This window comes from Sphingorhabdus sp., from assembly GCF_046596595.1.
Lineage (GTDB): Bacteria > Pseudomonadota > Alphaproteobacteria > Sphingomonadales > Sphingomonadaceae > Sphingorhabdus_B.
In genome coordinates this window covers 43,425-52,479 of the sequence record NZ_JBKJMB010000096.1, presented here as the reverse complement: position 1 = coordinate 52,479, position 9,055 = coordinate 43,425, and the positions used below count along the sequence as shown (strand labels likewise).

Sequence of the window (9,055 nt, the reverse complement as noted above, 5' to 3'; positions counted from 1 at the left end):
GCAGTGATGTGGTCAGGCCCCGTTGGCTTTGACCGCTATCCCAAAATCGTCGATCCGGCATCAGGCTTTGTCCAGAACGCCAATAATACGCCATTTCTGGCTGCCGGACCGGGATCGGAAATGGATCCGGCGGATTACTCGCCTTATCTCGGCATTGAATTGGGAATGACCAACCGCGGACTGCGCGCCACCGAGCTTCTGGCCGCCGATACATCCATCACGCCGGAAGAGCTGCTCGCGATCAAGATGGACATGATTTACAGCAAGCAAGGCTGGGTCGGCCCGTGGATGGCGTCCTTTGCAGCACTTGATCTCAAAGACGCGCCCCAGCTGGCCGCAGCGCAAAAGCTTTTGGCCGGCTGGGACTGGTCAAGTGATGGCAAGGGAAGCGCCGACGCTTTGGCCGAACGCATCATCCGTTTTGGCGCGCGGCCGCACTGGCGCGGGGACAAAATGCCTGATGCGCGCAACACGCTTCAGGAGGCGGTGACCGAGTTCAAAAAACGCTTTGGACGAATCGACCCACCGCTTGCCGACATTCAGCGTCTGCGCCGCGGGAAGGTTGATTTGCCAATGCTCGGCGGCACCGACACATTGCGCGCGACGACGATGTGGGATGCCGATCAGGCCGATGGCAAGATGCGCGTCCGGCATGGCGACAGTTTCATCATGCTGATGCGGTGGGACAAGGCCGGGAATGTCATATCGGAATCGATCCAGCCTTATGGCGCGGCGACTACCCGTCCCGAATCGCCACATTATACCGACCAGATGAAGCTGTTTGTGGCGGGTAAATATAAGCCCGTTTATTTCGAATGGGCAGATGCCGTGAAGCACGCAAAACGCCGTTATCGGCCCTGAACGGCGTTCGTCGAAAATATCATTTCACCAGATTGTGTTTACTGTGACGGCCGTTACCGGTGATGGCCATGATTTTTAGCTTTGGGAGCAGAATATGATCCGTAAATTGACCCTCGCGCTGCTTGGCGCAACGATGCTTGTGTCGCCAGCGCTCGCGGCTGACCCCGCGCCAGTCCCGGCGTTGGCCTTGGTCAAGGAAATCAACATCCCGCATCAGCAGTTCACGTTGAAAAATGGATTGCGCGTGATTGTCCATACCGACCGCAAGGCCCCAATAGTCGCTGTGTCGATCTGGTATGACATCGGTTCGAAACATGAACCCAAAGGAAAGACGGGCTTTGCCCATCTGTTCGAGCATTTGATGTTCAACGGGTCGGAAAACGCAGCTGGCGATTTCTTCCAGCCGCTGCAGAATATGGGTGCGACTGACTATAACGGCACTACATGGTTTGACCGTACCAATTATTTCCAGACTGTGCCTACAAGCGCACTCGACCGTATGCTGTATCTTGAATCTGACCGTATGGGCTTTCTGCTCGGCGCAGTTACGCAGGAAAATCTGACCAACCAGATCGGCGTTGTCCAGAATGAAAAACGGCAGGGCGATACGCAGCCTTTTGGCCTGGTTGAATATGCTCAGATCAAGGGGATGGTCCCTGAAAATCATCCATATGGCCATTCGACAATCGGCTCGATGGCCGATCTTGATAGCGCCAGCATGGAAGATGTCCGCGCCTGGTTCCGTCAACATTATGGCCCGAACAATGCGGTTCTGGTGCTGGCAGGCGATATCGACGTGCCGACCGCAAAAAAGCTGGTCGAGAAGAATTTCGGTGCAATCAAGGCTGGCCCGAAGCAAAAGCCGCTGAAGGTCGAAGTGCCGACGCTGGCCGCGCCCAAATCAGAAGTGATGAAGGACAAAGTCGCGACCACACGCATTTACCGCAACTGGACGGTTCCCGGTATCGACAGCGCTGACTCAGTGCCGCTCGAGGTTGGTGCATCCGTGCTTGGTGGCCTTGCCAGTTCGCGGCTTGACAACATTCTAGTTCGTCAGGAAAAGCTCGCGGTTAACGTATCTGCCGGATATCAGGGCTTTGCCCAACTGGGTGGCATCGAAATAACTGCGGACGTGAAGCCTGGCGTTGATCCGGCCGTCGTTGCCAAGCGACTCGACGAAATCATCGCTGACTTTGTCAAAACCGGCCCTACGGCTGACGAGGTACAGCGCGTGCAGATGCGCACGGTTTCGAGCCGGCTTGCCGGGCTGGAACAGGTCGGCGGTTTTGGGGGCAAAGCAGTGGCTTTGGCCGAGGGTGCACTTTACCGGGGCGACAGCAATTTCTACAAAAAGCAGCTTGATGAACTCGCTACGGTAACGCCCGCGCGCGTGACATCGGCGATGGGCCGCTGGCTTAACCGTCCTGTGTATGCGCTTACGGTCGAACCCGGTGAGCGCGCAGCTTATGAAGAAGCCAAGGCACCTGCGGCGCCGAAGGCCGCTGCACCGATTACCACGGTCAAGCGTTCGCCTGCGCCAGAGCTTGGCGTGATATCCGATCTCGCCTTTCCAAAGGTGGAACGCACCAAGCTGTCGAACGGCATCGAGATAGTCTACGCGCAGCGCAATGCAGTGCCTTTGACTCAGGTTTCACTCAGCTTCAATGCGGGCAACACTGCCGATCCGCGCGACAGGTCGGGGACTCAGTCATTGATGCTCGCTTTGCTTGACGAAGGCGCGGCGGGGATGACATCCACGCAGATCGCCGAGGCGCAAGAACGGCTGGGCGCAAGCATCGGCAGCAGCGCAAGCATGGACCGGACCAATGTCAGCGTGACATCATTGTCCGCCAATCTAGCCCCGTCGCTGAAACTGTTTTCGGACATCGTCCTTCGGCCCGATTTCGTGCCTGCGGAAGTGGAGCGGCTTCGTGGCCAGCAACTGGCACGTATCCAGTCCGAACTGACAAGCCCGCAAGGCGTCGCCTTCCGGACGCTGCCGCCAATCTTGTTCGGCAAGGATCACCCTTATGGCATTTCGTTCACCGGAACCGGCGATGTTGCAACGGTAAGCAAAGTGTCGCGCAGTGAAATACTCGATTTCCACCAGAAATGGTTCCGTCCGGAAAAGGCGACTTTCTTCGTCGTCAGCGACAAGCCACTCGCAGAAATCAAGAGCGCACTTGAAAGCAGTTTCGGCAGTTGGACGGCGACCGGTCCTGCCGGTGTCAAGGATATGTCAGCGACGCCTGCTTCAGCCAATCCGCGGATCATCTTGATCAACCGTCCGGGCTCGCCGCAATCGCTTATTCTGGGCGGGCAAGTGCTCGCGACAAAGGGCACGGCCGATCTTGAGACCGCGATCACCGCCAATGAAGCGTTAGGGGCAGGATTTCTGTCACGTATCAACATGGATCTGCGTGAAACCAAGGGTTGGTCCTATGGCGTACGTGGCAGCATCAACCGCGTCGAAGGCGATGTGCCCTATCTCATCTCCGCCCCCGTACAAGCGGACAAGACCGGTGAATCGATTGCTGCCTTGATCAGCAATTATAAGGCGTTTTTATCTGATAAGGGTATTACCAAGGAAGAACGTGACCGGATCGTCGGCGGTAATATCCGCGAGTTGCCCGGCAGTTTCGAAACTTCGGGCGATGTCCTGTCTGCAATGCAACGCAATGTCTTGTTCCAGCGGCCCGACGATTTTTACGCCACGGTGGCGAGCGAATATCGCGGCATGACACAGGAAAAGCTCGACGGCGCGGTACGTGTTCTGGTCAATCCCGACAAGTTTATGTGGGTAGTCGTAGGCGATGCTGCGAAGGTGAAGCCGCAACTGGAAGCACTTGGATTGCCAATTGAAATGGTAACGGATACTGCTAACACCAGTGCAAACAACACAGCGAAATAAGGAGCAGGATATGGCAGCAGTTGATGGCGACTGGGACGTAACAATCAAAAGCCCGATGGGGGACCAGAAAGCAGTGCTTACCGTCAATAGCGACGGCAGCAGCTTTTCGGGTCAAATGTCAGGTGGTCTTGGGTCAATGGATATCTCCAACGGCACCGTCGATGGCGACACGTTGAGCTGGGGCATGGACATTACCGTTCCGATGCCCATGCACCTTGACGCGACCGCTACAGTCGCTGGTGACGCCATGACCGGCGAAGTGAAGGCCGGCGCCTTTGGTTCGATGGGTCTGTCGGGCACACGCAAGTAAGAACGGCAATATCGGCACGGATTGTGCCCGATAACGAGACAAAAGGCCGTCTATCCAATCGGGTGGGCGGCCTTGTTCTATTATATGCGCATGCTAATATCTCAGGCGACCGCTTTTCTTTCCGAATCGCGCAGACCGTGTCCGGAGCCCACGCATGAACCAGCTTGCATCGCCATCGCAGTTGCGCATGTCCCTAGTGCGTTGGGCGTTGTTCGTTATTCCTGTCATTATGTTTCTTGGCTTCTTCTCAGGCACCGTTTCCGGTTCGACTGAGGAGAATATCTGGTACCAGACGCTGATCAAGCCCGACGCGCAACCGCCGGGCTGGGTGTTCGGCGTCGTGTGGCCAACGCTATATTTCCTCATTGGACTTGCTTTTGCGATGGTGCTTCACGCGCGCGGTGCACGACATCGCAATAGGGCAATTGGCCTCTTTTTGGCGCAGTTCATGATTAACCTGACATGGTCGCCGACATTTTTTGGCGCGCACAAAGTGACCACCGCATTTTTTATTATCCTTGCCATGCTTGGTGTCGCGATTGCCACGACCTTCGCATTTGCGCAGGTTCGCAAGGCTGCAGCATGGCTCATGGTGCCGTATCTGGTCTGGATCAGCTTCGCATCGATACTGAATTTTCAGATCGACCGAATGAATCCCGATGCGGAAAGCCTTTACGTTCCGGCTGCGACTTCCCAGATAGGCAGTGGCGGTTAATCCCCCGACCGCATTGGAGTGACTGACATGCAAAGCGAAAAGCACATTTTTGATGATTTGGCGAAAGTCTTGAACGGCGTGGCCGGGACCGTTGCCGGTATGGGCCGTGAGGCCGAAGCGAGCATGCGCGAACGCGCGCGCGAATGGGCAGGTGGCCTCGATCTTGTGTCACGCGAAGAGTTTGATGCGGTCAAAACGCTGGCTGCCAATGCCCGCGCCGAAGCAGATGCGCTCGGTAAGCGTGTCGCGGTGCTTGAAGCCGCCATGCAGGCAAAAATTAGCGCCACGCCAGCCAAGGCCAAGCCGGCGATCAAGCCGGCAGACGGCCCAGTCTGAACTTTTCCACAGTCGGCCCACAGGCTTGTGCTGCGCATTAGCGTAAGCCCCTTGCGTGCGAGTCACTCAAGGGGCAGGCTCGTTAAATCATTACAGGCGCTTTGAAATGCACGACGCAGACGAACAATATGAGCAATTTGAACGCGATGAATCCGCGCCAATGGACATGCTCGCGGCATTGTTCGAAGCGCGGGGTTGGTCGTTTGAGCTGGATGGTGAAGACGAAATCACCGCTGAGTATAAAGGCAGCTGGGCCAGCTATCAGATCCGCGCGATCTGGCGTGAGGAAGACAATGCGCTTCAACTGATTATTTTGCCCGACATCACAGTCCCAAGCGACAAGCGCGCGAGCGTCTACACCGCCTTGGGATTAATCAATGAACAATTGTGGCTTGGCCATTTCGACATGTGGTCCGCCAATGGTATATTGTTGTTCCGCCACGGCAGCCTGATGGCGTCCAACGGGTTGTTGGGTGTTGATCAGGCCCAGACAATCATTGATGTCGCCATTGACGAATGTGAGCGTTTCTATCCCGTGTTCCAGTTCATCATCTGGGGCGACAAAACACCCGAGGAAGCCATCGCCAGCGCCCTTATCGAAACGCATGGCGAGGCTTAAGCCACCTTTTTCGGCCTAATCAGATAATGCATATAACCCATGGCGATGGGTTTATCGCGGTCTTCCTGCCATGCGCGGGCCTCGACATTTGCCATCGTACGGCCGAGCCGGGTGACTTCACCCACGGCATAGGTCATTTGGCTGACGCCGCCGCGCATGAAATCGACGGTAACATTGACCTGCTTGATCGCAGAATCGCTGCCCTTGGCGCGTAAAGCGCGGTGAATGGCCGCAATGGCCGCAATCTCCAGTAATCCGGAAATGGCCCCGCCATGCAAAAAGCCGGGACGGCCCTGCACGCGGTCGGCAAAGGGCATCCCGATGACGGGCGCGCCGTCCAGTTCGTCAACGATCGCCATGTCGAGCGCACGGGCATAAGGGGGAAGTGTGGCGAGCCGCTCGGTCATGATATGCGGTCCCCGATACGGATGAATGTCCCGCTTGCATGCGCCAAAGGCTCATCTGGATTGCCATTATGGGCAAAGCCGCGGACAAAGCCGATGCTGTTGGTCAAATGGTAGCAAATACCGCGCCCGTAAACACGTTCGCCAGATGGAGAGGGCCGCAGATAGTCAATCCGCAGGTCCATTGTCACTTGTGGCCGGAATTCGCCGAGCTTGGTCCAGATCGACATGCTGGTGGCGTTATCCATGAGGCTGATGATGACCGCGGAGGCCAATATGCCCGTGTCGGGGTCAGCGACAAGATCCTCGCGCCAGTCAATGGCGAGTTCGACCCAGTCGTCGCCATGGCCGACATATTCCATATCGAGGAACCCGCCATGGCCGAATTTGCCCATCAACTTGTTGACCAACGCTGGGTCAAAGCTCGCGCCTTTGGGCACGATGCTGCCGAGATCAGGTTTGCCGAACGCCATTTATTTGTTTTCCAATGAAGCGGCGAATTTGGGCGCCACCCGCGCTTTTGAAAGCTGCTCATACGCATAGCCGGCCTTCAGAACATTGTGGTCATGCCATTTCGGCCCGATGAAGCTGAGGCCGACGGGCAGGCCCGAAGACAGGCCCATCGGCACCGTCAAATGGGGAAAGCCGGCGACGGCAGGCAATTGGCTGGCGCTTGGCCCTGAAAACGCATCGCCCTTGCCAAGCGTTGACAGCCACGCCGGGCCATTGGTCTGGGCAATGATGACGTCTACCTTGTTGTTGGCAAACATCTGGTTCAGCGCGTTGGAGGCAAGCCCGCGTGATGTTGCCAGCGCCTCAAGATAGGCAGGATCATCCAATCCCTTTTCCTTGTCGGCCATCTCGAATGTGTCCTGCCCGAAATGCTGCAGTTCCTTGTCGGCATTGGCTTTGTTGAAAGCGACGATATCGGCGAGCGTTTTGTGCGGTACAAGGCCCTGTGGCAGGCCTTGCAGATATCCTGCGAGATCAGCTTTTAGCTCTGCCAGTAGAACCTTGAATTCGCCTTGTCCGATTTTTTGACGGTCGATCTTGCTGGCATCAAGGATGACGATTTCGGCGCCTCCTGCGGTCAGCTTGGCGATGGCCGCATCGAAAAGTGCCGCGTCCGCCGTTGGCGCGCGGATGACACCAATGCGCATGCCTTTCAACGCGTCTAGCGCAAGGCCAGATGTATAATCGCCGCGCCAGTTGTCTGCCTCGGTGGTCGCTGCGTCTTGCGGGTCGCTTCCGGCCATCGCAGTCAGCATGATGGCTGCATCGCGCACTGATCGGGTCATGGGCCCAGCAGTGTCCTGACTGTGGCTGATCGGGACGACATAACGTCGCGACACCAAACCGACGGTTGGTTTGAAACCGACAACGCCATTTACGCCAGCAGGGCAGGTGATCGAACCATCGGTTTCTGTGCCAATGGTCCCTGCGGCAAGGCCCGCTGCTGCGGCCGAACCGCTGCCGCTGGACGAGCCACAAGCGTTGCGGTCAAGCGCATGCGGGTTTTTGGTCAAGCCGCCAACTGCGCTCCAACCGCTGGTTGAGTTGTCTGAACGGATGTTGGCCCATTCGCTCAGGTTTGTTTTGCCCAGGATAATTGCGCCCGCTTCGCGCAATCGTGCGATCAATGGCGCGTCGCGGTTCGTGATATTGCCTGCGAGTGCCAGTGATCCAGCCGTCGTTGGAATGGGCCCTGCAACCTCGACATTGTCCTTCACCAAAATGGGTATGCCGTGCATTGGCCCGCGAAATTTACCGGCGCGCAATTCGGCGTCCATCGCACGCGCTTGTTCGAGGGCATCAGGAAAAGTCGCAATGACGGCGCTAAGTGTTGGTCCACTGTCATCGACAGCGGCGATCCGGGCAAGGTAAGCGGCGGTTATGGCTTCACTGTTAAAGATGCCATCCTTTACGCCGTCGGCGAGCTCGGAGAGGTCAAAATTCTCAATCGGACCCGTTTTGGCTAGGTTGGCACTGGCTTGCTCGACCGAAGGCGGAGTTGCCGCCCACGCGGAAACTGGCTGCGCCAATGCACATGTTAAGGCGAGTGCGATCTTCAATTTCAATTTTCTTCTCCTGTTGCCAATTCTGTCCCACGGTCACGCGCGGCGCGCAATGTTTGCCCAATCAATGCATTCAAAGCGTCGTTTGAATCAAGCACGGCCAAGCCCGCTGCCGTGGTGCCCCCCGGGCTTGTGACGAGCGCTGCCAGCGCGTGCGGCGATTGCGCGGATGACGCCGCAAGCAAAGCTGCGCCTTCGGTCATTGAAATCGCCAACTGCGCGGCAATTTCGCGCGGCAATCCTGCGGCCTCACCGCCGCTGATCAATGCATCAACGAAGCGATACACAAAAGCCGGCCCTGATCCGGCAAGCGCCGTGACTGCGTCCATCTGGTCTTCGTCGTCGATCCAGATGACCGATCCCAAGGGGGCCAGAAAATCAGCTATTGCTGTGCGCGCTTCTTCGCCTGCATGCGGCGCGAAGACTGCGAGTGGCGACTTGCCAATCGCGGCTGCCAAATTGGGCATCAGCCGGATCACGCGCGCGGAGGGGAAGGCAGCGCAAAGCGTTTCGAATGTCGTGCCCGCGAGGATCGAAATTACCAATGCGTCGGGTGCCAGCAGTTGCGCAATGTGGGACGCCAGCGAAGCCAGCATTTGCGGCTTGATGCCAAGGACAACAATATCGAAGCGCCGCGCGACCTCCTGCGGCGAGCGGTAGACCGATACGCCCGCTGGCAGATTTTCGGCGACGGGATCAACAATGTGGAAATGTTCAGGCGAAATGCCATGCGCAAGCCAACCGCGCAACATTGCGCTGCCCATATTGCCGCAGCCATAGAAACATATTTCAGGTGGGAAAGCGGACAAAATACTACCCTGCGA

Annotated in this window: 10 protein-coding genes; 6 read left to right on the top strand and 4 right to left on the bottom strand. The window is 57.2% G+C overall.

Going from position 1 to position 9,055, the window contains the following annotated elements:
- The 6 genes from ACLL9E_RS10010 to ACLL9E_RS09985 form a co-directional block, all read left to right on the top strand.
- Positions 1–861: penicillin acylase family protein (locus ACLL9E_RS10010; RefSeq protein WP_411291590.1), on the top strand; the 861-nt coding region annotated here is incomplete at its 5' end.
- Between the two features lie 94 nt (positions 862–955).
- Positions 956–3,772, top strand: a complete 2,817-nt coding sequence (locus ACLL9E_RS10005; protein ID WP_411291589.1) for a M16 family metallopeptidase — start codon at positions 956–958, stop codon at positions 3,770–3,772.
- Between the two features lie 10 nt (positions 3,773–3,782).
- Complete coding sequence (locus ACLL9E_RS10000) at positions 3,783–4,082, top strand: hypothetical protein (protein WP_411291588.1); 300 nt, start codon at positions 3,783–3,785, stop codon at positions 4,080–4,082.
- A 154-nt stretch (positions 4,083–4,236) separates the two neighbouring features.
- Entirely contained in the window at positions 4,237–4,797 is a 561-nt protein-coding gene (locus ACLL9E_RS09995) for a TspO/MBR family protein (protein ID WP_411291587.1), read from the top strand.
- 27 nt (positions 4,798–4,824) lie between these two features.
- Positions 4,825–5,133, top strand: coding sequence for an accessory factor UbiK family protein (locus tag ACLL9E_RS09990; protein WP_411291586.1), 309 nt, complete (start codon positions 4,825–4,827; stop codon positions 5,131–5,133).
- A 106-nt stretch (positions 5,134–5,239) separates the two neighbouring features.
- Positions 5,240–5,752: a YbjN domain-containing protein gene (locus tag ACLL9E_RS09985; protein ID WP_411291585.1), complete on the top strand. Its 513-nt coding sequence runs from the start codon at positions 5,240–5,242 to the stop codon at positions 5,750–5,752.
- On the opposite strand, the gene ACLL9E_RS09980 is transcribed toward ACLL9E_RS09985, so the two are convergent.
- Genes ACLL9E_RS09980 through proC form a run of 4 tightly spaced genes read right to left on the bottom strand, consistent with a single transcriptional unit; the run spans position 5,749 to position 9,040 of the window.
- The gene (locus ACLL9E_RS09980; protein ID WP_411291584.1) at positions 5,749–6,159 is read right to left on the bottom strand and encodes a PaaI family thioesterase; all 411 of its coding nucleotides are present in this window, start codon (positions 6,157–6,159) and stop codon (positions 5,749–5,751) included. The two genes, ACLL9E_RS09985 and ACLL9E_RS09980, sit on opposite strands and share 4 nt — an antisense overlap.
- Positions 6,156–6,629 carry a PaaI family thioesterase gene (locus ACLL9E_RS09975; protein ID WP_411291583.1) on the bottom strand — a complete coding sequence of 158 codons (474 nt, stop codon included), beginning with the start codon at positions 6,627–6,629 and terminating at the stop codon, positions 6,156–6,158. The genes ACLL9E_RS09980 and ACLL9E_RS09975 overlap by 4 nt, the downstream gene beginning before the upstream one ends.
- Positions 6,630–8,234, bottom strand: a complete 1,605-nt coding sequence (locus tag ACLL9E_RS09970) for an amidase (protein ID WP_411291582.1) — start codon at positions 8,232–8,234, stop codon at positions 6,630–6,632.
- Positions 8,231–9,040, bottom strand: coding sequence for a pyrroline-5-carboxylate reductase (gene proC, locus ACLL9E_RS09965; protein WP_411291581.1), 810 nt, complete (start codon positions 9,038–9,040; stop codon positions 8,231–8,233). The genes ACLL9E_RS09970 and proC overlap by 4 nt, the downstream gene beginning before the upstream one ends.
- Between the last annotated feature and the right edge of the window lie 15 nt (positions 9,041–9,055).